The organism is Methylomonas defluvii (assembly GCF_033949435.1).
Taxonomy (GTDB): domain Bacteria; phylum Pseudomonadota; class Gammaproteobacteria; order Methylococcales; family Methylomonadaceae; genus Methylomonas; species Methylomonas defluvii.
Genome location: NZ_JAXARY010000004.1, coordinates 154,692 through 176,028, shown reverse-complemented (window position 1 = coordinate 176,028; position 21,337 = coordinate 154,692). Strand labels below are relative to the sequence as shown.

22 protein-coding genes are annotated in these 21,337 nt (G+C 54.1%); 3 read left to right on the top strand and 19 right to left on the bottom strand.

The annotated features are described in order from the left end of the window. Positions 1 to 34: 34 nt before the first annotated feature. A complete protein-coding gene (locus QLH52_RS06310) occupies positions 35 to 616 on the bottom strand; it encodes a hypothetical protein (protein ID WP_319960951.1) in 582 nt (193 codons plus the stop codon). Positions 617 to 781: 165 nt separating this feature from the next. On the opposite strand from QLH52_RS06310, the gene QLH52_RS06305 reads away from it, so the two are divergent. Next, a complete protein-coding gene (locus QLH52_RS06305; protein WP_319960950.1) occupies positions 782 to 1,126 on the top strand; it encodes a hypothetical protein in 345 nt (114 codons plus the stop codon). Positions 1,127 to 1,133: 7 nt separating this feature from the next. Here QLH52_RS06305 and QLH52_RS06300 read toward each other — a convergent pair whose 3' ends face one another. The 5 genes from QLH52_RS06300 to QLH52_RS06280 all read right to left on the bottom strand — a co-directional run bounded on the left by QLH52_RS06300 (position 1,134) and on the right by QLH52_RS06280 (position 6,604). After that, positions 1,134 to 1,682, bottom strand: coding sequence for a hypothetical protein (locus QLH52_RS06300; RefSeq protein WP_319960949.1), 549 nt, complete (start codon positions 1,680 to 1,682; stop codon positions 1,134 to 1,136). Between the two features lie 346 nt (positions 1,683 to 2,028). Beyond that, complete coding sequence (locus QLH52_RS06295) at positions 2,029 to 3,813, bottom strand: vWA domain-containing protein (RefSeq protein ID WP_064023849.1); 1,785 nt, start codon at positions 3,811 to 3,813, stop codon at positions 2,029 to 2,031. Positions 3,814 to 3,895: 82 nt separating this feature from the next. After that, a complete protein-coding gene (locus tag QLH52_RS06290; protein WP_064023815.1) occupies positions 3,896 to 5,095 on the bottom strand; it encodes a DUF3150 domain-containing protein in 1,200 nt (399 codons plus the stop codon). Positions 5,096 to 5,205: 110 nt separating this feature from the next. Continuing rightward, positions 5,206 to 5,661 (bottom strand): hypothetical protein, encoded by a 456-nt coding sequence (locus QLH52_RS06285; RefSeq protein ID WP_054758406.1) that lies wholly within the window; start codon positions 5,659 to 5,661, stop codon positions 5,206 to 5,208. 1 nt (position 5,662) lies between these two features. Beyond that, on the bottom strand, positions 5,663 to 6,604 hold the full coding sequence (locus QLH52_RS06280) for an AAA family ATPase (RefSeq protein ID WP_064023816.1): 942 nt from the start codon (positions 6,602 to 6,604) through the stop codon (positions 5,663 to 5,665). 131 nt (positions 6,605 to 6,735) lie between these two features. Here QLH52_RS06280 and QLH52_RS06275 point away from each other — a divergent pair, with 131 nt between their 5' ends. Further along, positions 6,736 to 6,945 (top strand): hypothetical protein, encoded by a 210-nt coding sequence (locus QLH52_RS06275; RefSeq protein WP_157198358.1) that lies wholly within the window; start codon positions 6,736 to 6,738, stop codon positions 6,943 to 6,945. On the opposite strand, the gene QLH52_RS06270 is transcribed toward QLH52_RS06275, so the two are convergent. After that, positions 6,916 to 7,206 carry a hypothetical protein gene (locus QLH52_RS06270; RefSeq protein ID WP_157198359.1) on the bottom strand — a complete coding sequence of 97 codons (291 nt, stop codon included), beginning with the start codon at positions 7,204 to 7,206 and terminating at the stop codon, positions 6,916 to 6,918. The two genes, QLH52_RS06275 and QLH52_RS06270, sit on opposite strands and share 30 nt — an antisense overlap. 110 nt (positions 7,207 to 7,316) lie before the next feature. Here QLH52_RS06270 and QLH52_RS06265 point away from each other — a divergent pair, with 110 nt between their 5' ends. Then, on the top strand, positions 7,317 to 7,553 hold the full coding sequence (locus QLH52_RS06265; protein ID WP_054758403.1) for a hypothetical protein: 237 nt from the start codon (positions 7,317 to 7,319) through the stop codon (positions 7,551 to 7,553). 14 nt (positions 7,554 to 7,567) lie between these two features. On the opposite strand, the gene QLH52_RS06260 is transcribed toward QLH52_RS06265, so the two are convergent. The 12 genes from QLH52_RS06260 to QLH52_RS06205 form a co-directional block, all read right to left on the bottom strand. After that, entirely contained in the window at positions 7,568 to 7,798 is a 231-nt protein-coding gene (locus tag QLH52_RS06260; RefSeq protein ID WP_054758400.1) for a hypothetical protein, read from the bottom strand. A gap of 308 nt (positions 7,799 to 8,106) precedes the next feature. Beyond that, a complete protein-coding gene (locus QLH52_RS06255) occupies positions 8,107 to 9,105 on the bottom strand; it encodes a YqaJ viral recombinase family nuclease (protein ID WP_064023818.1) in 999 nt (332 codons plus the stop codon). Next, the gene (locus QLH52_RS06250) at positions 9,102 to 9,449 is read right to left on the bottom strand and encodes a hypothetical protein (protein WP_082881142.1); all 348 of its coding nucleotides are present in this window, start codon (positions 9,447 to 9,449) and stop codon (positions 9,102 to 9,104) included. The genes QLH52_RS06255 and QLH52_RS06250 overlap by 4 nt, the downstream gene beginning before the upstream one ends. A gap of 90 nt (positions 9,450 to 9,539) precedes the next feature. Then, positions 9,540 to 10,559: a phage recombination protein Bet gene (gene bet / locus QLH52_RS06245; RefSeq protein WP_064023819.1), complete on the bottom strand. Its 1,020-nt coding sequence runs from the start codon at positions 10,557 to 10,559 to the stop codon at positions 9,540 to 9,542. A 393-nt stretch (positions 10,560 to 10,952) separates the two neighbouring features. Continuing rightward, positions 10,953 to 11,291 (bottom strand): endoribonuclease MazF, encoded by a 339-nt coding sequence (gene mazF, locus QLH52_RS06240; RefSeq protein ID WP_064023820.1) that lies wholly within the window; start codon positions 11,289 to 11,291, stop codon positions 10,953 to 10,955. Beyond that, positions 11,291 to 11,539, bottom strand: coding sequence for an AbrB/MazE/SpoVT family DNA-binding domain-containing protein (locus QLH52_RS06235; protein WP_064023821.1), 249 nt, complete (start codon positions 11,537 to 11,539; stop codon positions 11,291 to 11,293). The genes mazF and QLH52_RS06235 overlap by 1 nt, the downstream gene beginning before the upstream one ends. Before the next feature lie 319 nt (positions 11,540 to 11,858). After that, positions 11,859 to 12,086: a hypothetical protein gene (locus QLH52_RS06230; protein ID WP_064023823.1), complete on the bottom strand. Its 228-nt coding sequence runs from the start codon at positions 12,084 to 12,086 to the stop codon at positions 11,859 to 11,861. Positions 12,087 to 12,487: 401 nt separating this feature from the next. After that, the gene (locus QLH52_RS06225; RefSeq protein ID WP_319960948.1) at positions 12,488 to 12,811 is read right to left on the bottom strand and encodes a hypothetical protein; all 324 of its coding nucleotides are present in this window, start codon (positions 12,809 to 12,811) and stop codon (positions 12,488 to 12,490) included. Positions 12,812 to 12,893: 82 nt separating this feature from the next. Further along, positions 12,894 to 15,215, bottom strand: a complete 2,322-nt coding sequence (locus QLH52_RS06220; protein WP_319960947.1) for a heavy metal translocating P-type ATPase — start codon at positions 15,213 to 15,215, stop codon at positions 12,894 to 12,896. A gap of 3 nt (positions 15,216 to 15,218) precedes the next feature. Continuing rightward, positions 15,219 to 18,401 carry a CusA/CzcA family heavy metal efflux RND transporter gene (locus tag QLH52_RS06215; RefSeq protein WP_319960946.1) on the bottom strand — a complete coding sequence of 1,061 codons (3,183 nt, stop codon included), beginning with the start codon at positions 18,399 to 18,401 and terminating at the stop codon, positions 15,219 to 15,221. 18 nt (positions 18,402 to 18,419) lie between these two features. After that, positions 18,420 to 19,967 (bottom strand): efflux RND transporter periplasmic adaptor subunit, encoded by a 1,548-nt coding sequence (locus QLH52_RS06210; RefSeq protein ID WP_319960945.1) that lies wholly within the window; start codon positions 19,965 to 19,967, stop codon positions 18,420 to 18,422. Beyond that, on the bottom strand, positions 19,964 to 21,325 hold the full coding sequence (locus tag QLH52_RS06205; protein WP_319960944.1) for a TolC family protein: 1,362 nt from the start codon (positions 21,323 to 21,325) through the stop codon (positions 19,964 to 19,966). The genes QLH52_RS06210 and QLH52_RS06205 overlap by 4 nt, the downstream gene beginning before the upstream one ends. Positions 21,326 to 21,337: the final 12 nt, after the last annotated feature.

Genomic DNA, 21,337 nt, shown 5'->3' with positions numbered 1-21,337 from the left:
CTCGCCGCGGATATCGCGAAAAGCCGAAGGATGATTAAGCGGCTGGGTCTGAATCAGACAATCCCAGTGCTTGTTTGGCTAACGTTAACAATTGGTCCAAATCGTCCCAATCGAAACTGCCGCCGGCATCTTTACCGCGCTGGTAGGCGTCGATCAGACCGCGGCACACCGCCATCGCGGTGCGTTCTTGACGTAGCTTCACTACCGAGGCATCGGCCTTGGGCCAGACGTCGACCGCTTCGACCTGCCAACGCAGGGTTTCGCCGTCGACTTCCTCGAAGTCGTCGAACAACAGCGGCATTTCCGGGGAGTCGTCCCAGATGGTACCGTCGTCGAAGGCGGCTTCGGCAACCGCTTGCGCGCTATCTGCCGACTCTGCGACGATGCCGACTACCACCCGGTGCGTGTAATCGAGGGTGTACGTCACGGCGTAGGCCGGTGATGGGTTCTCCTCGGTCAGCACCTCGCTGTGGTAGGGTGAGATTTCGGCATTGCACGATGGGCAACGGTCGTTGCAGGCGCAATTCCATTCGTCGTCCCATTCGATTTGGCAATGGGGGCAACGGTATTGGTTAAGGTACAAAATCTCCGAAACCGGAGCTGGTAAGAATGACATGGCAATACCCTCCGTGATCGGCGGGAACCGCCACCCTGCAGGATGGAGTCCCGCCAGGGTGAATAAAAAACCGCCGGCCGCGCGGGCAAACGGTTGCACTTTAAATAAGTCGTTGTAAGGTCAGCGTACGCTTCCTTTTTTCAAGGTACGACGATGAACCCGATAATGACCCGATTAGTGAACTGGGTGAAGTGGCTGGATCGAATCATCGATCCACCACCTAAACTCAGGCCACAACCCGAACCAAAACCGATGGCGATTCTGGTAGGGCCCGGCAAACGCCACTTCGATTTGTATCGAAAACTCCTTGCGGATTTGAACGATGCCGAAGTCGGCGTGTTAACCAAACTGCGCGATCCCCAGGTTGCAGGACCGCTGTTAGCCCGCATCCGCGCGCTCCGGCAGGAGACGATCGTTGAGATTGCGCCTCAGCTGGGGCTCGATGTCGAGCGGGAACTGAAGAGCAACAACGTGTTTCACCTGCCTTCGGATAGGACCAGGCTGCACTGACCGCCGATTAATGCACGGCCGAACGCGAGCCCTCTTTGCCGCCGCCAAGCGCGTTGCGCAATGCAGAGGCTGGATTCGGCCTTTTAGCCGGTCCTTCCACCTGCGTTTTGCGGCGCTTTTTTGCAGGCTGCGCGAGCAGTTCCTGTGCTTGGGCCAAACTGAGTTGCAATTTGGCTATTTCAATGTCCGCAAGCATAATCGCTTGGGTTTTCTGTTTAACCTGCAGCTCGATATCGAGTGTTTCGAGCCGGTAGGTCGGACGGTTGTTGCGATCCAAAATACCCTGCCTTACGGTTTGGGATAAGGTTTCCCAATCCGTTGCCGGCAGGCTGTTTTGTGCGGTAAAGCGGGGTGGTAGTAGGGCCGGCATTACCGAAGCTTGGCGCAAGCGTGCTGTTTGCCATAACGCCCAGTGCTGACTAAACCAGAGCCGGGCGGACTTGAGAGTATGCCAGATCACCCGAATGGCCAGGATGAATAGGGCAAGAATGATGGTGCCTAAAATGAAGTGCATTGAAACCTCCTTCCGCAATGGAAGAACATGCTTCAAACGCACGACCCGGTTCGGGCGGTGGCGCCCGAAGCGGGATGGATAAAGGCTTGTAACAAGCCCGATTAAGGATCGGCATTAACGCAACCGATACAAGCAAAACGGATTTTGCTCGCCGCCTGAAGACGGAACGCCGGCAGAAGCCGGAATCAGCATTCTCGAAAGAACGCATGAAGTCGATTTTTTCATGTCCCGTCGCGGACGACGCATGAAAAAACCGGCTGATATCGCACGCCGCCACTGTAGCCCGATCCGGCCGGGCGTGCAATAGGGAAGGGTGTCGATACGGGCAGGACTTCATCTAGGATGAAGTTCTGGCCACGCATCGACACGATTCAAGTCACCTAAGCGCTCACGCCGCCAATAGCATGGCTTTGGACAGTGCGAACAGCTGAGGCCTCAATTCAGCCAGGTCATGAATGGTGAGGGCGACCGGAAACAAATGGCCAACCTCCACCCCCAAGCCGATGCCGAGGGTTTCGATGCCGCTGTCACGGCAACGCTTTAAGATCGACAGCGTACCCGGTAAATCGTTGGGTACGCCGTCGGTCACCGTTAACAGCAGTTTGCGCGGTTCGCGGCATTGCAGCAATTGCGCCGCGGCAAACCAAACGGCTTGCGTCATCGGCGTGGTATAGGCCGAAAAGACCGAAAAACGTCCCAAATTGTCGCGGACTTTTTCGCCGTGCCGTAACACCTGGTGCACCGATTCATCGTTGGCGCCGGGAAAGGCGGTGATTGCCGGATTGACCCCTTGAATGCTCTCCAATGCTAGGGCCAAGGCCATCGACGCTTCCAGGGCCAGAGTGAGCAAACTCACCTCTTCGCCATGAATGACAAGGGTTTCGCCCATGCTTTCGGATTTGTCCAACAAGATATGCACCGCACAATTGGGCGCAACTCGTTGCCCGGATCGGCAAAACACCCGCGTATCGCCCAACGCGAGTTTGGTTAAGCGGCGAGGATTGATACGCCGGCCGTTTCGCGCGGCTTGCGGCCGATTTTGCCGGTGGGCTTGCACCGCGCTTTGCAACGCGACCCGCAGGGCTTTGCTGTTCTGCTCCACCCGGTTTGCTAAGGCTTGGCCGACTAGCCGACTACCTTTCGGAAACAGACCGACCGGTAGCGTACATTTTTCGGCCGAATCCGGCGTCAAACCCAATTGCGATTTCGCCGTCTCGAACCAATCCTGTTCCAGGTCTTGCTCGGACGTGGTGCGCAGCTGGTCCATTAAAGACGGCGTAGCGCTATCGTCCTGTTGGGCTGGCTGATCCGTTTCGGACGAAGCGTTATCCGCACCCGCCGAATCGTTTCCAGGTTCGTCGTCCTGATCGGACGGGGCCGGGTCTCCGGGATCGGTCAGGTTTCCGACGCCGTCTGCGTCTGAACCGGACGATGACGAATCCTCGCGCTCGGTGTCCGTGTCGGATGAATCGTTATCATCTTCGAGGGTGGCGTTGTCGCCATCCTCCGAATCGGAGTCCGAATCACCGCTAGCCGACGTGTTCGTCGGTTCGGTACATTCCTCTTCGAGCATCGCCAAAATCCGATCGGTCAGATCCAGACAGTCGCGTTCACAGGTTAAACCCTCCGGTACTTCCGACAATAAGCCTTCCAAGCGAATCAAAGCGCCGCGTGGAAAACATGCGCGCAAGGCCTCTCGGGTGGCGTCGACTAAGGGTTCGAGTACCGTTTGACCTAACACCTTGGCCCGAAGCCGTTTCAGAATGTAGCCGAACAGGACATTGCCGGGATGATCGGATGCGGCCTGGGCCGTTAAGCGACCTTCGGTCAACATCTGTTCCACCATCTTTGCCAGGGTCAAGCGGGTGCCCGGATAGACCTTGGCCAGTTCATGCTCAATGCGCACGTCTTCGATCGCGCCGCAGATACGCCGGCGCAGGACCGAGTCACCAAAATCGAGCTGAAAGTCCGAATACCGAATATGCGCCGCTTCATGGGCCAGATAACCCCATGCGTAGTTCTGGTACTGCGGATCGGACCCGTTGTAGCCCGGTAGTTGTATCGATTGGCCGTCGGTGTAGGCGTCAGTACCGCCGACCGCGACCGAAATGCCAAAGCGGTTGCCGATCGCGGCCGCCACAATGGGAAACGCGCGTTCTAAAGTTTGATGCATGGCTTGCTCCTTAAAAAACAAGGGGCAAGCCACAGCCCCGAGGGCGTGTCGCATTGCCCCGATAGGGTGATTAAAAAAACGCTTAGAACCAGAATTCGGTCACCGCTTCCGCCGGTAGTTCGGATTCGTCGGTGCCGTGGGTTTCGGGTTTGTTGTCGTTGTCGGATCCGTACGCTTGCGCAGCCAACGCGGGCGGTGCAACGGGTAGAACCGGCCGCGAAGCGATGTCGGCAAAGGATTGAGCTTCGCCTTCATCGTCATCGTCGGTAAACAGATCGTCTAACAAGCCGGCAAACAGATCGTCCGGGTCCACCGTGGGCGGCTCTTTCGGTTCGAGCAGGCTGGTTTGCACCGGGGCGATCACGGCTGCCGATATCGGCGATGCCGGATGCCCTGACGACAACACGTCATCCGCGTCTTCGTCGTTCGTTACCTTGGACGGGTTCGACGACAAGCCTTCACCGTGACGGCGAAGCTTGTCGGGATCGGCCAATAGCATGGTCATTGCCATGATCTCCTGCAGCAAGGCCCCCTCGATCGCGCCGCGATTGGGGATCTCTTGCAGTACGCCATCGATCCAGGTGACGATCGGTGCCACGCGATAATCCAAAAAGCTCAAGCCATCCAGTTTGTCGCGAATCCGCTTAATCGGCCGCAACGCATTCCGGGTGACCTGATCTTTTCCGATCAAGGATTGTTCCAGCAATAACTCGGCGTCGTTGGCCACTTCGTGAAACAACTGGCCGCCGATCGAATCGATTTGCTGTTCCAGCCGTGCCACATCTTTGGGGCTGGATGCTTCCGGTTGTCGGATGGCGACCACCATGAAGTCGAAACCCAACTTCGTGGCCACGTACGCCATAGGGTCGATCGCCTTTTCGATAATGCCGGCAAAGCTCGGATGCTTTTTGATCCAATCGCGCACGGCGTCGTCGTAGCCGGCCAGGAACTTCGCTTTATTAACCGCGAATTCCTGAGCGACTTTTTCCAGCTCGCTCACGATGGCGTCCGTGTGTTCGACCGGCACCACAAAACCGCCCATGAAGCGGGTGCCGACCCGTAAACAGTGGCGTTCGGCCGCTTTTTTCAAGCGATTGAAGTCCGCCAACTGGTCGGGATCGAGCAAACGTTTCGAGCCTAAGCTGGCCAAGTCCTCGGGCGGTAATTCACTGCCGTCGGCCAGTACCAGATCTTCTTTGCGCAATTTTTTCCGCGCGCCGTAGATGTTGGCTTGGATTTTGACCAAGACCACACGGTCCAATATTTGATTACACTTCGTCATAGTGCCTCCTTAAAAGAGGCCTACGACTGCCCCGGAGGGCAGTGTAAGCCCCTTCCGGGTTGATAAAGCCTGTTGAAAGGCGGGTTCAAAAAAGTAAAAACCGTGACCGGTTAAAACCAGTCACTGTCCATTTCGCCTAAAGCGGCAACCAGATCCAAGGACGGCAACAGCAAGCCCAGTGCTTCAGCCACAGGCCGGATCTGCACTAGGTTGGTACCGAATAGCTGTAACACCTCGGATTCCTGGTGTAAGTTGGTCGAGGTTTCGCGAGACGCATCGGTGACAATGCCCACGTCGATGCCGACGAAGCCGGCTTTTTTCAACGCCGTTAGCCATAACCAGGGGGCAATGCCGTGTTCCGGGTGTATTTGGCCGCTGGTGTCAAAGCCGCGGCCGATTTCACTTAAACGCAGCAGCGAGTCCCAATCCGGCCAACCCACATAACTCAAACCAAGGTCTTGCTGCCAGCGGTCGATACAAGATCGCCACTGATGTAAGGCGTGGTTTACGGCAAAGACGACCGGTTGCGGTGCGCGGCATTCGACTTGCCAATACAGCACCGACATGTCACACCTGCCAATCGCTGCCGAACACGTCTTGCGCCAACCGATGGATGGCCTCGCGTTCGGCCGCATCCCCCCGCAGAACCAGCGCCCGATCCAAGGCATAGGCCAGGGCGTTCGGGGAACCTTTGTAGTTGGCACTGAGCTGGGCCCAACGCAACAAGCTGCGGGTCGACATGGTGATCGAGAGCAGACCAGACGAATCGGTGCCGCCAATAAAGACCTTGCGGATCTCGTTGGCCAGCTGAATCATGCGTTCCCGAATGCTCAGCGGCATGGTCGGGACCGTGCGTTCCAGCATACTCATTTCGTCGTCCGGTTCCGGATAGCCCACTTCCATCAAACGAAAGCGGTCCATAAAGGCCACGCTTTGACGCATCACCCCTTGATACAAGCCCGACTGGTCGCCGGCGCCGGCACTGTTGCCGGTTGCAACCAGACGGAACTTCGGGTGAGGCATGACGACTTCGTCGGTGGCCGCAATCATCAGCGGTTTGCCTTCGACGATATCGTTCAAACCCAGCAATTCGGCCGGGTCGGTCGCATCGATTTCGTTGAGCAAGAGCACGTGGCCGTGGCGCACGGCGCTGGTCAACGGGCCGTCGGTCCATTTCATCGTGCCGTTGCCGGTTAAGACGAATTGGCCCAACAAATCGTTGAACTCAAGCCGGCCATGACCAGCAACGGCATGCACACCCCAGTGTAAGCGCGCGGCTGCTTGCTCAACCAACGAGGTTTTACCGGAGCCCGTGGGACCGGTGATATACAGTCCATCGCCATTCGGATTCCGAAAGAACGCCAGGACGTCGCGCAATGGCTCGCGCCGAAACACATACGGTTTTTGGACCGGCACGAATGGATTATTTGCCGGGACAAAGCCTTCGACGGTCATCGAGGCCGGTGCGGATACGCCGAAGGTATCGGCGACGGAATACTGTTGGTACATACTGCCTCCTGATTTAAGTGTGACTCCCGAAATAGAAGGCGTGCGCCCCCGGTAGGGAAGCGAACCTCCCTTGCGGGGTTGATTAATGAGTCATAGCGGTTACGATGGTCTAAACCATTGAGGGCTCCGATATGATTCGACTAGGGGATAAACTACGTTTAAGCGACCGGGAACAGCACGCCTTTCGGGTGATGACCAATCGCGCCGCGCCGCCGAAGACGGTGTCGGAGTACAATGCGGCCTTGCAAGTCGCGGCCGATGCCGTGCGGGATAAGGACACGAGTGCCGAATCCCGCTTGCTGCAAGCCGTGTTACTCGGCGAATGCCTCCAACAGGAGTAATTCGGCCAGAAGGTGGGCTTTAGCTTCGCCGATCGCCTTGCTCGCCAGCAATTGGCGTAAGGTGTCGGCTTGGCCGCGGTCGACGAGCGATAGCACCAAGGTGGTGGCAATTGACTCGTTGAGATCCCGGAAGATATCGGGATGATTCAATAAGGCGCCTGCGACCGTGGCCGGTTTTAACGCGGCCAGTTCGAGGATCTTATCCGCCGTGGACATGGAGGGTTCGCGGCGTGGCAATTTCGAAACAGAATTGAGGTTCATGGTCGTATCTCCTATAAAAAAGGGAGACACGCCCCCATCGGGAGAGGTCTCCCTGGGTGGGGTGGGTAATCATCAAACGATATCAAACATCAACACCGATCGAGGTTTGCATGATCAAGCATGCGGGTAAAGTCCGATTGACCCGAGCGGAATTTCGCCGCTTACAACGCAACAACGCCAGGCGCGGTTACGCGGTCAATACGATTAAAACGACAGCGGAGTACGATGTCGCCTTGGTTCAGGCGTGCTCCCCGGTGTTCCTGGCCGATTTACTGCAGGCGTTGGAAACGGGTAGCAGTCCTTTAATGCGTGGCGAGGTCACTTTCGATCAGTTGACCGACAGTTAACCTACGGTTGACATTCAACCGACAGACACTGCACGTTCGGCGATCGCGGTCAGCGCAACTGCGTGCAGCTGCTTGAGCAAGTCGACTTCGGGATCGTCACGGTGTTGCCAATTGTCCGGCAACGACGCGATATACGTCGTGACCAGGGTGGGCTCGGTTTTAGCCATCTCGAACAGGCGACGGGTAGTATCCCGGCGGTGCTTAAGATCGGTTAAAAACAGCCAAACAGCTTCTGATTTTGTCATAGTGCACCTCCAACAATCAGGGGGGCACCGATGGCCCGATAGGGCGTGATGCCCCATTCGGGTTATTAAATAGGCCGTTGATAGCAACGGCCGGACGAAGCCGGGTTTGACGCACCCGGTACCACCAAGGATATGCCTTGATCGCCGCCTGAAGACGGAACGCCTGCTCTGCAGGATTTTCAGCGTATCGATGACGATAGCGCTAGAAAAGTCGGTTGAGGGCTTGGCTTACACCTTAAAACAAGCCCTGAATCGACTTAAAGAAACGAACACTACCGAGGTAGTGTTCGTTCGTTGCTAACGTGTTTTCAAAACCAACTGCTTTCCGTCACGGCCAAGGAATCCGGGTCAAACGCTACTTGCGCGTTTTTGCCATTGTCGTCTCGGCACGTCACGCGTACCCGCGAGGTCGGAGCCTTTCGGTACGGGGCCAGCTCCGCCTCAGTCAGTTGCGGGAGCAGGGCCGTTAAAGCCGCCTTGTAATCGATACCCCCCTGGCTGACGCTTCGACAGACACGCACGCCGGAATGTTCGGCGATGACGTAATCGGCCATTTGCTCTACCCATTGGGCTTCGGTCTTGGCTTGCAGTTCGGCCAGTTGGGTGGCTTCGGCTTTCAATGCCTCCAGTTTTTTCTGCCGGGCACGGTATTCGGCCGCCAGTCGATGCCATTGAATTTCGGCGTCGCCTTCAGGCAAATACAAGTCCCGCTTCAGGTCTTTCGGCGGTTCTTTTTTAGTGATGACCCAACCGTAAAACGTGATGGTCGCGTTGATTAAAGTCACCAAAAAGGCGTCATCGCGCGCGATGTCGAACACCTTGACATGCTGGTCGTCGAGATAGAAGCACAGATAGCCTCTTTTGGCATCGGCGACCAACAACTGCTGCTGCATTTGCACCCAATACAATTTATAGGCGGCCGACTGCTCGCCTTCCTGCACCACGTTTTCGTAGGTGCTGGGATGCGGGCATTTGATTTCGACGGGTTCGCCGTTAGCGGGAATGCCGTCGAACGAGGCGCGGATCAACGGGTATTGATCGCACTCGCCGCACAAGGGCAACAACAGTTCGTCACACGTGGCTTCGAACCATTGCGCCGCCTTCGTTTCCAGTTCGCGGCCGCGACGAACCAATGGATGGTTGTCGAGGTTGGCTTCCAGGACGATGCCGACCCGTTCCGCCCACAAGCGCCAAGGCGTTTTGTAAGGCGAGCGGTTCAGAATAATCGCCGCTTCGCTGGCGGTTACGCCTTGCGATCGCCACAGTCGCCACGCATCGCTGCGTTGGGCGATATCGACGATTTTCATTCGAACTCTCCGTCGATCCGGATGTGACAGCCGTGCAGCAAGCCTTCTAATTTGCGTTGTTTCAACACCGCGTGGCAACGCTGTGCGAGACGGACATCGTCGAATAGCAACAAGGTGCAACCCGGCGATAGAGTGCAGATGCCGCCGAAGGTATCGGCGATACTGACCAAGTCGGCGTAGGAATGCCGGCGATGAAATAGCCGGGTTTCCGTGTCCGGATCCAGCGCTTTATCAAGAAATCCCGGCCCATAGCGGCGCAGGACGGTCGGTGAGTCGTAACGGCTCCAGTCGGTAAAGCTGGGTATCCGGTTGAGGGATTGATCGAAGGTAGTGATTTCATTCATGACGGTTCTCCAAGAGAAGAGCGTCACGAATAGCCCACCGGGCGAATCATGACGCCCTGGATGGGTAAATGAGAAAAACCGAAAGTCGGTTTATCTGAGTGCTTGACGAGCCTTGTTAAGCTCGGCGTCTTTCGTAGATAGCGGCGGCATAGTCATGCCTTCGGTATGCGTTAACGCGGGTTTCGGTTTGGCTTTGTCCAATTCCGCACGGGCATAGATCAGGTCAACACCAGTAAATCGGTTGGTGATGAATTCTTCGGCCGCCGCCCATGCGTTTGCATCTTTTGTCCGCTTAATCAGGGTTCCAACTGCCTTAATCAAATTTGGATGGAGCTTAGATGCATCGATCACCTCCGGCTTGGCTTCAGCTTGAGGCTGTTGCTCGGGTGCCGCAGTAGTCAGTTCGGCCGGCGGATCGATATCGATAACATCGGAGCCGTCGATATCGATGATTTTGCCGTCCATTTCCTCGGCGGCATAACCGCATTCTTCCGGAAAGGCCGCGCGCAAAGACGCCGCTTTACCGCATTTGGCCAATTGCCCTTTGGGGCGCTTGATCCACATCGCGGTAGGCACTTGCGAGTTTTTGCCGCCGGCCGTGCTGTAGGCTTCAAGCCAATAGACTTCCTCGGTAAAGGCGCAACGTTGGCCGCCGACGATCCGGTACACGGTAACCGCCACCCATTCGGGAAACGTTACGCTGACATTGACGTCCTGCCATTGGTCGTTGTCGTCTTTGTAGCGCCCGGTAAAGGTCTTGGTGACATCCGGGCCCCACACGGGACGGTCCATTCCAGCCCAAACACCGGTTCGGGACGCGGTGGTCTGAATTTCCGTGATGGAGGGCCAGACGGTTTCGACATTGCGACCTAAAGCGGTACTCCACATCGGGACGATATGGACCGGTTTTTTGAAGATGTCGAGTTTTCGGGTTTTGCAATAATCCAGAGCCATCAAGATGGCTTCTGCGGTTTTGGCTGTGGGAAAGGTGACTTCCGTCAGCACTTTCCAGGATTGCTCCGTCAGGCCATAGGTTTGTTTCGCAGCATCCGGCATTGCCGGGCGAGTAGGCGTATCGGGTTTTTGTTTGCCGGGATTGCTTTGAGCCATAATCGTTCTCCTTAAAAAAAGGGAACGACGGACTCCCATTGGGGAATCGGATCGTTCCCCGTTGGGTGGTATAGGCGTCTTGAATGACGCATGGATTGAAAGCTGAGATTGACGCACTCAGTACGGGAACATCGATTCCCGCCGCCTAAAGACGGAGCGCCTGCTGTTGCAGGATCTTCAGCGTTGATTAACGCTAAATACTAGTGGCCTTTATAACAAAAGAAATTGCGAAGTGGAAGTGGATTTTAGCGGCGACTGGGTACCTGAGCATGTTGCTCGAAGAATCGGTAGAATGGTTAAACGCTTGGCGATATCCCTGAAGCCTTAACAGAAGCAAGCCACTATTGGACTTACCGAAGACAATGCAGGGTAATAGCTGGTCCACGGGCTGAATTATTGAATAAGAGCCTCGATTTTGGCCAAGACTTCGGCCAATACCGCCCCGTCCACCATAGATATCTTTTCGGCCTGACGCGCCGCCCAATCCAGACTCCGAATCTGATCCGCCAATATCACACCACTCACACGGTCGCCGTCCGGTAACGGTACCTCAAACGGATATCCTTTAACCCGACTTGTTACAGGGCAAATCAACGCCAACCCGGCTTTGACGTTATAAGTGCGCGGCGTAACGACCAGGCCGGGGCGGCGCCCCGCTTGTTCGTGGCCTGCTTGAGGATCGAACGCAATCCACACCAAATCCCCGCGCTCAGGTACGTACGATACAGCCATTAATTGTTACCTTCTCGGCCAACATCCGGCCCCCAGTCAATGCAATCATGCCGATTATCGGAAGTCATGCCAGCCAGCAACTCGTCCAACTTGAAAACAGGCTTAGCCGTGGACGGCACAATACGAAACCCGCCATCATCAGCCGTCAGTTCGACCGGCGAACCGATTTCCAGCTTTAGCTGTGCAAGCATCGCCGCCGGCAATCGAACCACGGCGCTATTACCCCATTTTTTAATTTCGGTGTGCATCTAATTGTCACTCACAAATAGCGTATTTACAGATGTTATACCGGTTAATCGCGTTCGGTCCTTACTTGCCATCGAAGTGAAGGCAATGCGTTGATCGCCGTGGCAAAAATACGGCATAACCTCCACTTCTTGGTCATCGCAGGCAACGCAGCTCTTATCATTTTCGATTATCGTGTCCCACGCAGAGAACGCTTCACTGTCCGATATATACAATCTCCGCCTCGCGGTGTCTGTTGTACCGTCAAACACAAAGTACCGAAGCTCGCCGTCACCGAATCTCACCGCGCCTGTGTATCTAGCCATGCATTAATTCCTCCAATCAAACACGCCTAATGCGAATTTTGATGGCCGAGATAGTGCCGCCAATGATGACTAACCCAAGAGCCGCCAAGATCGGCATCATAGCCGGAACCGACATACCGAAAGCATTAACTCCACGCCCAAGGCCGTGACCACTTGTTTCAGCGAAGAACAATGTCCGTACGAAGATAGCTAAGCCCGCGCCTGCCATTAAATTACCAAGAACCGCGTGTACCCGAAATTTCATTATCGCCTCCGAAGCAATTTCAAAACAGTAGCCACATTGTGGCAACGTTCGAGCGATGTTGCAACATGGTAGCTACAATTGTTGCAACTTTGACAAGCTATTCAACCGAAATCGAAGGCAAGCATAAGCAAGTCACTGGTGGCCTGGTTCTTTCATTATTTGTGTCATTCGTTTTTCACTAATTTGACACTCTTTCCACTTTTTGTGGCAACCGACAAATCATGTCGAGCGACATAAAAAGTGAAAAATGGATCATTGATTATTAAGCGATATTTCATTATTTGTGTCACATGTTTGTTGGAGTTTTGGCACAAATAGTGAAAATTTCCGGATTTTGTGCCACTAATATTGAAATATTTCCCGTCTAAAAAATCTGGAAATAGTGGTTAGATTTCGGACGACTAATGATCCGCTTCCCGCAACATTTCTGCCATGTCCCGGTTTGTAGTAACGGCCTGCTGGTAAAGATCAATTACTTCTTGGCTGTGTGCTTTAAGATCGTTCGCATGTCTACCATAAACGTAACGCTGCGACTCAAATTGGCTGAGATATTCTTTATGTTCCTCAATCTTGGTCTGTAATTCGTTGGCCTCGTCTTCGAAGTGTTTGGCTAAGGCCTCATGCTGTATAGCCAGGTCAGTATCCATGGCGTGAGGCTCCATGAAGCTACAAGCAGATAATAAGGATTCAGCTAAAACTAAAACAATCAGTGATTTTAATGTCATGGTTATCTCCAAAGGTATCTTGAAATGGTAATGTCTAGGTGCTTTGACGATGTTAAAGCACCCTTTAATAAATTCAGGCCACTTAAAAGGCCGTATTTTTGGGATGAAGTAGTCTCAATCCGTTAGCTACAACCAATAACGAAGCACCCATGTCGGCCGCTATGGCTTCCCATAAGGTCGCCACTCCGGCAAAGGCTAAAGCGGCAAACGCAGCCTTGATCGCCAATGCAAACGTAATATTTTGTCGAATAATCGCCAGTGTTCTTTTGGAATGCCCAATCAGCCAAGGCAGTTTGGAAAGGTCATCGCCCATCAGGGCAATATCGGCTATTTCGATGGCTGCATCCGATCCTAACACCCCCATGGCAATTCCCAGGTTGGCCCGTCCCAGTGCCGGTGCGTCGTTGACACCATCGCCGATCATCGCTACCTGTCCGTATTTCTCGACCATTTGACTAACGATTTCCACTTTATCGGCCGGCAATAATTCGGCGTGTACCTCATCGATGCCAATTTGGGCCGCGATGTTATTGGCCGTCACCCGATTGTCACCGGTCAACATGACCAGATGTTTGATGCCAGTCTGTCTCAGCGCTTGCAAAATCGATTTGATTTCAGTGCGAGGCTGGTCGGCAACGGCAATGAGGCCGCAAATATGCCGATCATTGCCGATGGCAATCACGGTCTGTCCTGTTTGTTCAAGGGCAATCGCTTTTTCACTGATTTCCGGGATTTCTTGACTACGTTCCAATAAATAACGACGTGATCCCAGCCAGAAATCCGTGCCCTTAAATAGTCCGGTGACACCTTTACCCGGCAGAACCGTTACATTCTCTGCGCTAGCCACGTTGATACCGCGTTGTTCCGTATAGCGTAAAATGGCTTTGGCCAATGGATGATTACTTCGTGCTTCCAGTGCTGCGGCACGGCTTAGAAGTTCTTCTTCGTTGTGACTATTGAATGGATAAACACCGTTGACGATGGGCTCACCAGAGGTCAATGTGCCGGTTTTATCAAAGGCAATCGCAGTAAGATGGGCGGGTGTTTCGATATAGATGCCACCTTTGATCAGAATGCCTTGTCGGGCCGCACATGCCAGTGCCGCGACAATGCTTACCGGTGTCGAAATGACTAATGCACAGGGGCAGGCGATAACTAGCAACACCAAGGCGTGATAAAACCATTCGCTCCAGGCCCCGTCGAAAAATAACGGTGGAATGACGCACATGGCTAACGCTACTAACATCACTGCCGGGGTATAAATTCGTGCAAACTTCTCCACCCATTGCTCGACCTCGGCTCGCTTACCGTGGGCTTCGCCGACCAGCCGGGTAATCTGCGCCAAAGTGGTATCCGAAACCAACTTGGTCGAACGAATTTCCAATGTGCCTTCAACATTAATGCTTCCGGCAAACACCTCGTCACCCACTTGCTTGGCAACCGGTATGCTTTCACCTGTGATCGGCGCCTGATTGACGGAACTGAAACCGGCAATCACGTTGCCATCCAGGGGGATTTTAGCCCCAGGCGCTAATATGAAATGGGTACCTATACTGACTTCTGCCGCTGGTACCACGCATTCCTGGCCGGCTTCATCCTTGATCGTCACCGTCGAGGGGGCTAAATCCAACAAGGCTTCAACGGCATGACGGGCACGGCCAATACTCCAGCTCTCAATCGCCAGAGACAGCGCGAACAGAAAACTGACCGTTGCCGCCTCAAACCATTCATCAATAAACATCGCACCGATAACCGCAATCGTCATCAGCAAGTTCATATCCGCCCGTAAGCGTTTCAAGGCATAAAACGCTTTCACAATCACATGCCGAGCACCGCAAGCCACCGCTAAACCAAAGGCTATTTTTTCAGGCAAGGGCATCGCCTGCTGAGCATGAGCATTTAGTAAGCTATACAGATAGCGAGTGACCACGTCCCATTGCAGGGTTCCGCTTTTTGCCGAACTGAAAACGGGTTGAATATCCACAAAGCCGCCGGCTATGGCGATATGAATCAGCATACCCGCCAGGATAAATACACCGCTAAGTACGGTATAAACGGTCTTCGAACGATGAAGTTGTTTGGCATCGGCATCGACTTGACCGGACTGCCAACGAGCCGCCTGCATGCCCGTTGCAGCTACCGCTTTAATGATGACTTTTTCGGCCACTGGTTGGGCATCAGGCAACAACGTCATGCGACCGTTTAAAACATCAAATGCCAGCTTGTCACTACCGCCCACGAGCGGCCCTATCGCGCTTTTCAAGGTAGCGACCTCTTCGGCACAGTCCAACCCTTCGATCTTGAACGTTATGCCACTCGACAAGTTTGATGGCGTTGTCTGGTGGTTATCCGGTTTCTCGCCAGGACAACAACAGGCTTTTTCTGATGACTTGCAGGTACTCATCGTTTAACCCTCATGGGAATCAATCTGCGGTATTCCCGGTATCATGGGATTTATTGGTTGGTCTTGGCGATGCGCGAACCAGTAGAGAATGGGTAATACCAACAATGTCAGCATCGTTGACGAGAGAATGCCGCCGATCACCACGGTGGCTAGCGGGCGCTGCACCTCTGCGCCGGTTCCGGTGGCAATGGCCATAGGCACAAAACCGAACGAGGCCACCAATGCGGTCATCAGCACTGGCCTGAGACGTGTCAGAGCACCCTCCACAATCGCCTTGTCCAGCGACTTGCCTTCGTCGCGCAAACCACGGATAAAGGCAATCATCACCAGCCCGTTCAGTACCGCCACACCCGATAAAGCGATGAACCCGACTGCCGCCGAAATCGACATCGGAATATCGCGCAACCAAAGTGCGACCAAGCCTCCGGTCAACGCAAAGGGGATGCCGCTGAAGACCAGCAAACCGTCTTTGGCGTTGCCAAACATCATGAACAGGAGTGTGAAAACCAGGATTAACGCCACAGGTACCACAATCTGTAAGCGATGGGCCGCCGATTGCAACTGTTCGAACTGTCCGCCCCAACTTGTCCAATAACCGGATGGAATTTTGACTTTTTGTTGCAATTTTTGTTCGGCCTCAGCCACAAAAGAGCCAATGTCGCGGCCTCGCACGTTGGCACTAATGACGATTCGGCGCTTGCCGTTCTCGCGGCTGATTTGATTCGGGCCGGGAGCCATTTCCAAGCTCGCTACTTCGGCCAGTGGAATATAACTGGTTCGTCCATCTCGGTTTTGCCCGTGCGGCAATGAGATCGGCAAGCGGTTGATGGCGTCCAGATTACTGCGCAGGTTCTCCGGCAGTCGCACGATAATGTCAAAACGGCGGTCGCCCTCGAACAAGGTGCCGGCTTCGGTGCCGCCAATCGCAGTGGCTACCGCATCCTGCACATCGCCCACGTTTAAGCCGTAGCGCGAGGTTTTATCCCGGTCTATATTGACTGTCAGCATCGGCAAACCGGTGGTTTGCTCGACTTTCATTTCGGATGCGCCGGGAATTGCCTCCATGACCGCTGAAATTTCAGTCGCCGTATCATTCAATACATCCATATCATCGCCAAACACTTTGACCGCAACATCGCTACGCACACCTGAAATCAGTTCATTGAAGCGTAACTGGATAGGCTGGGAAAACTCGTAGAGGTTGCCGGGTAGTTTGTTGGCCGCCGCTTGTATTGATGCCAGCAGTTCGTCGCGTGATTTATCAGGATCAGGCCATTGCTCGCGTGGTTTCAGCATGATGTAACCATCCGAGATATTCGGCGGCATCGGGTCGGATGCGATTTCGGCGGTACCGGTTCGTGCAAATATTCGCTCGATTTCGGGAAATTGCTGCTTGAGAGCTTGTTCAATCTGCTGCTGCATGGCAACCGATTGCGACAAACTGGTACCCGGAATACGCATTGCCTGAATGGCGAAATCACCTTCATTCAAGCTCGGCACAAATTCGCTGCCCATCCGCGTCGCCAACAAGCCCGACAGAATCACCGCAACTACCGCAAGCGTGAGTATCACCGGCTTATTGCTCATGACGCTATCCAGTACCGGCGCATAGATACGCTTGGCACTCAGCATCACTACATTTTCTTTTTCGGCGACTTTATCGCCGATAAACAGTGCCACAGCCGCCGGAATAAAGGTCACAGACAATATCATGGCCCCCACCAGAGCAATCACCACCGTGAACGCCATTGGATGAAACATTTTGCCTTCCACCCCGGTCAGCGCGAAGATGGGCAAATACACGACCATGATAATCAGCTGGCCAAATAATAGTGCTCGCCGCGCTTCTTTCGAGGCCGTAAACACTTCTTGAAAACGTTCACTACGTGTTAGCGAACGTCCCTGATGCTCCTGAGCATGGGCCAGCCTCCGCACACAGTTTTCTACAATCACCACCGCACCGTCGATAATCACACCAAAGTCGAGTGCCCCCAGACTCATCAAGTTGGCACTGACCTGGTACGTCACCATGCCGGTGAAGGTGAACAGCATCGACAACGGTATGACCATTGCTGTAATGATGGCTGCACGAATATTGCCCAGGAACAGGAATAGAATCACAATGACTAGAATCGCCCCTTCGGTTAAGTTCTTCTTGACCGTATTGATGGCTTTATCGACCAATACCGTTCGGTCATAGACCGTTACGGCCTGCACTCCTTCGGGTAGCGTGCGGTTGATTTCCGCCATCTTTTTGTCGACCGCTTGCGAGACAGCGCGACTATTCTGGCCGATCAGCATGAAGACCGTACCCAACACCATTTCTCGGCCATTTTCGGTGGCGGCACCGGTGCGTAATTCCCGACCGATTTCGACCTCGCCGACATCGCGAATACGAATGGGCACGCCCTGTACATTACCGAGAATAATGTTGCGAATATCATCTATCGAATGCACTTGGCCCGGCGCACGAATCAGATATTGTTCGCCACGCTTTTCGATGTAACCGGCACCGACATTATTGTTGTTACGATCCAGCGCGGTGACGATGTCTTGCAAGGTCAAGCCATAGGAGGCGAGTTTTTCCGGAATCGGTGCCACCTGATATTGTTTGGCGTAGCCGCCAATAGAATTGATTTCGGTGACCCCCGGCACGTTGCGCAGTTGCGGTTTGATAATCCAGTCCTGGATTTCACGCAGATCGGTCGCGGTGTAAGGCGAACCGTCCGGCTTTTTGGCACCTTCTTTGGCTTCGACTATCCAGAGATAGATTTCCCCGAGACCGGTGGAAATGGGGCCCATCGCCGGCGTAATACCGGCAGGCAGTTTATCCTTGGCTTCTTGAATACGTTGATTCACCAATTGCCGAGCAAAATAAACATCGGTACCATCCTGGAAAATCACCGTGACCTGCGATAAGCCGTAACGCGAAAGCGACCGGGTTTGTTCCAGATGCGGCAAGCCGGCCATAACGGTTTCGATGGGATAAGTAATCCGCTGTTCGGTTTCTAAAGGCGAATAACCCGGTGCCGTGGTATTGATTTGTACCTGAACGTTAGTGATGTCCGGCACGGCGTCAATGGGCAGAATCGAGTAATTAAAGATTCCGAGCCCAGCCATACCGAGGACGGCCAGGATAACCAGCCAGCGATGCTCGATCGCTAAACGAATGAGTCGTTCAAACATGATGCGAACTCCTGGAGATCAATGGGAATGCTCGGCACTACTTTTGCCTTGCTCGGATTTAAGGACGAAGCTGCCATTGGCAGCGTATTCGGTACCGGGCATGAGTCCTGTCACGATCTCGGTGACTTTGCCATCCGTTAGTCCGGTGGTCACCGGTTGAGCAATAAAGCCGCCGGATACACGTATAAATATTGCTGGCTTGTTTTTGATCATCTGGATGGCATCGGCTGCAACCGCGACCGGCACTTCACTTTCCTTGGTAGGCAATTCGACCGTGATAAACAATCCAGGTCGCCAGGCCATTTGCGGATTGTCCAGGGTCACGCGAGCCGTAGCGGTGCGGGTTTGTTCGCCCATCAATGCGCCCACATAAGACAGCGTACCGGTTGCCGAAGAATCGAAAGCCGTGGCCTTGATGTTGACCTGTTTGCCGACCTGCACGACATTGAGATCCTTCGCCGAGACGATAATTTCGGCCCATACGGAGGATAAGTCAGTAATAGTGAAGATACTGGCATCTTCCTTGACCGCTTCTCCCTTGGCGATGTGTTTCTCGACCACCATGCCGTCGAACGGTGCGCGAATTTCGTAGCGGTTAAGTACGCCGCCGCTGGCCGATACAGTAGAGCTTGTGCCAAGTGCAATTAATTTTTGTTGGGCATTATGAACGGCAATTTCCATTTCCTGCATCGCCTGCCGGGCTTGTTGGTAGTCTTGCTCCGCCGAGATTTTGTCTTCCCATAAGTGCTTTTCCCTCGCAAAGGTAGAGCGGGCTAACTCCAGTCGCCTTTGTGCCGACAACAATTCACTACGCTGCTCGGACAACGCCGTACTGGCGATTACGGCGATGACCTGACCTTGCTTGACTTGCTGGCCCAAGTTGGCGGAAATGCTCTCCACCACACCGGCCAAACGCGGTACCACATGAGAAGTCTTGTCTTCATTGAAGCGAATTTCACCCGGCAGGGTGACAGAGCTTGTGATGTGCGCTGCGCGCGCGGTCTGAATCGAGATACCTGTTTCGGCGATTTGCTGATCGGTCAAGGCTACTTTGCCTTCTTGTTTACTGAAAGCAAACTGAAACATTTGACCATCATGCCTTGCCGTCACGTTCGCTTCAAAGACATGGGGCTCGTCGATAGCCTGGATACTCTGCCAATACGCTTTTTCAGGCTCGAACTCGATGCGCTGTTGCTCGCCGCTCGGACGCTTTAGTTGCACGGACAGTTGATCGGCAACTGGCTGAAGCGGTTTATCCTGATTGAACGGATAAACGCGAAAGCGCGGCTCACCACCTTCCTCGCTGAGCAGTATTTCCAGCTTAAAGTCACCGTCGCTGTAAACATCGCCGCCGTGCGGGCCTTGAGCCTGCTTGGCTTCATCGGCATGTTCATGGTCATCCTCGCCTTCGGCGCTATCGACTTTAGCCGCTGCATGGCTTTCTTCGCCGTGTTCCTCACCTTCCGGCATCGATTTGTCGATGCTCAGAATAAATAGGCCGAGCAATAGGCCGACCACAATAATCGCGGCGATAGCGGTCCATTGTTTTTTGTTAATCGTGTTCATGGTGATACCTCGGGTTGGCTGTCCGCCACTGTCTCGTTCATATTGCTGCCGACCAAACGTTCCACGTTGGCCACGGACTTGTGATATTCGGCCAAGGCCAGTAAATACTGATTTTTGGCGCTAAACAGCGTGCGCTGTGCATCCAGTACGTCGAGAAAACCGAACTTGCCCAAACGATAACCTTCACAGGCGGCGTCATAAGCACTTTGGGCGCCCGGCAAAATGTCTTGCTGCAAGGTGATGATTTCGGAGTGAGCGGTATCCAAGGCCTGATAGGCGGTGTTCAATGCCGTGGCGATGCGTACCTCGGTGCTGCGCAATTCGTCTTCCGCCTTGGTCAATCTGTGTTCGGCCTCCTGAATACGCCCTTGATTGCGGTCAAATACCGGCAATGGCACCGAAAAACCAACGACTAAGGCGTAATCATTGGGCATCAGATATTTACTGGCACCCACGGTCGCGGTGACATCCGGGACGGATTTGGATTTTTCCATCGTGATGAGCGCCTGACGTTGGGTGATTTCGGTGGCCCAACGAGCTAAATCCGGATTTTTAGAGAGGCGTTGCGCCAATGAGTCCAGGGAAGCCGGTGCTTGTATGCTTTCTAAATTTCCGCTCACCGTCTCAAAGCGCGGTGTCGTGCTGCCCCAACCAGCGGCTAAACGCTTGCGGGCGGCTTCCAGTTCTTTCTGGGCTCGCATCAGCTCGATTTGTACCGAAGCGCGAGCAACTTTTGCCTTGGTTTCTTCAACGGGCGATACCTTGCCTGCCTGCACTCGCGCAGAGGTCGTAACCGCCGTCTGATTAGCTAATTCATGAATTTGCTGTGCTAGTGTCAAGCGCTGTTGGGCTGCTAGCACGTCAATGAAAGCCTGGGTAACTTGAGTGAGCACATCGGCTCGTTTGGTTTCGTAATCCCAATCGGCTAATTGCTTGGTCAGCGATGCGGCTTCCATGCGGGCGGAGCGCTTACCGCCCAATTCGATTAATTGGCTAAGCTCCAAGGTGACGACATCACCATCGAAGCCCTTGATGACCTGATTGCCAAAGTTTGCCGCATCGGCATTGAAAGTGGGATTGGGAAACAAGCCCGCTTGCAGGGTAGCCGCTTCCTGAGCACGGCTCTCCCAGGAAAAGGCCGATAATTCAGGGTTCTGGGTTAACGCTAAGGCTAGGGCTTGAGACAAAGACAAGGAACCGGTCGGTTCCTCAGTGATTTGCCGACTGGAACCGTTTGCACCCTGATCGCCTGATTGAGTCGGCAATAAAGTGTTGTCTGCCGGACTGGCATCGACCGAGCCGGTAGTTATCAATAAACACAGTGCAACGCCAAGTGGTCGCACATAATTTGAGAGCATGGAAAATTTCTC

What these genes read in the sequence shown, in the direction of transcription:
- QLH52_RS06260 (WP_054758400.1), bottom strand. Translation starts at nt 7,798, where the DNA reads ATGACAAAATCAGAAGCTGTTTGGCTGTTTTTAACCGATCTTAAGCAC.
- QLH52_RS06230 (WP_064023823.1), bottom strand. Translation starts at nt 12,086, where the DNA reads ATGAAATTTCGGGTACACGCGGTTCTTGGTAATTTAATGGCAGGCGCG.
- QLH52_RS06295 (WP_064023849.1), bottom strand. Translation starts at nt 3,813, where the DNA reads ATGCATCAAACTTTAGAACGCGCGTTTCCCATTGTGGCGGCCGCGATC.
- QLH52_RS06225 (WP_319960948.1), bottom strand. Translation starts at nt 12,811, where the DNA reads ATGACATTAAAATCACTGATTGTTTTAGTTTTAGCTGAATCCTTATTA.
- QLH52_RS06270 (WP_157198359.1), bottom strand. Translation starts at nt 7,206, where the DNA reads ATGAACCTCAATTCTGTTTCGAAATTGCCACGCCGCGAACCCTCCATG.
- QLH52_RS06310 (WP_319960951.1), bottom strand. Translation starts at nt 616, where the DNA reads ATGTCATTCTTACCAGCTCCGGTTTCGGAGATTTTGTACCTTAACCAA.
- QLH52_RS06255 (WP_064023818.1), bottom strand. Translation starts at nt 9,105, where the DNA reads ATGAAAATCGTCGATATCGCCCAACGCAGCGATGCGTGGCGACTGTGG.
- QLH52_RS06305 (WP_319960950.1), top strand. Translation starts at nt 782, where the DNA reads ATGACCCGATTAGTGAACTGGGTGAAGTGGCTGGATCGAATCATCGAT.
- QLH52_RS06210 (WP_319960945.1), bottom strand. Translation starts at nt 19,967, where the DNA reads ATGAACACGATTAACAAAAAACAATGGACCGCTATCGCCGCGATTATT.
- bet (WP_064023819.1), bottom strand. Translation starts at nt 10,559, where the DNA reads ATGGCTCAAAGCAATCCCGGCAAACAAAAACCCGATACGCCTACTCGC.
- QLH52_RS06280 (WP_064023816.1), bottom strand. Translation starts at nt 6,604, where the DNA reads ATGTACCAACAGTATTCCGTCGCCGATACCTTCGGCGTATCCGCACCG.
- mazF (WP_064023820.1), bottom strand. Translation starts at nt 11,291, where the DNA reads ATGGCTGTATCGTACGTACCTGAGCGCGGGGATTTGGTGTGGATTGCG.
- QLH52_RS06275 (WP_157198358.1), top strand. Translation starts at nt 6,736, where the DNA reads ATGATTCGACTAGGGGATAAACTACGTTTAAGCGACCGGGAACAGCAC.
- QLH52_RS06215 (WP_319960946.1), bottom strand. Translation starts at nt 18,401, where the DNA reads ATGTTTGAACGACTCATTCGTTTAGCGATCGAGCATCGCTGGCTGGTT.
- QLH52_RS06205 (WP_319960944.1), bottom strand. Translation starts at nt 21,325, where the DNA reads ATGCTCTCAAATTATGTGCGACCACTTGGCGTTGCACTGTGTTTATTG.
- QLH52_RS06235 (WP_064023821.1), bottom strand. Translation starts at nt 11,539, where the DNA reads ATGCACACCGAAATTAAAAAATGGGGTAATAGCGCCGTGGTTCGATTG.
- QLH52_RS06285 (WP_054758406.1), bottom strand. Translation starts at nt 5,661, where the DNA reads ATGTCGGTGCTGTATTGGCAAGTCGAATGCCGCGCACCGCAACCGGTC.
- QLH52_RS06290 (WP_064023815.1), bottom strand. Translation starts at nt 5,095, where the DNA reads ATGACGAAGTGTAATCAAATATTGGACCGTGTGGTCTTGGTCAAAATC.
- QLH52_RS06265 (WP_054758403.1), top strand. Translation starts at nt 7,317, where the DNA reads ATGATCAAGCATGCGGGTAAAGTCCGATTGACCCGAGCGGAATTTCGC.
- QLH52_RS06220 (WP_319960947.1), bottom strand. Translation starts at nt 15,215, where the DNA reads ATGAGTACCTGCAAGTCATCAGAAAAAGCCTGTTGTTGTCCTGGCGAG.
- QLH52_RS06250 (WP_082881142.1), bottom strand. Translation starts at nt 9,449, where the DNA reads ATGAATGAAATCACTACCTTCGATCAATCCCTCAACCGGATACCCAGC.